The following is a 224-nucleotide window of genomic DNA, read 5'->3' on the forward strand; positions in this document are numbered from 1 at the left end:
GCTTGCATCCTGGGGTTGTAGGACTGGACATTGGAGTTACAAAAATTTGGATTAGCAAAATGACATGGGAAGGTCAGCCATAGCGGGTGAGAGCCCCTTACGCTAAAATCCAAATCCTCCGTCCAGGATCCTGAGTACGGCCAGACACGTGAAATCTGGTCGGAATCTGGGAGGACCATCTCCCAAGGCTAAATACTACCTAGTGACCGATAGTGAACCAGTAC

At 49.6% G+C, this 224-nt stretch carries 1 rRNA gene; it reads left to right on the forward strand.

Annotated elements, in window-relative coordinates:
* Window positions 1-224: ribosomal RNA gene (locus FC83_RS12485) — 23S ribosomal RNA — on the forward strand; the annotation flags it as partial.

The organism is Agrilactobacillus composti DSM 18527 = JCM 14202, assembly GCF_001436375.1.
Taxonomy (GTDB): domain Bacteria; phylum Bacillota; class Bacilli; order Lactobacillales; family Lactobacillaceae; genus Agrilactobacillus; species Agrilactobacillus composti.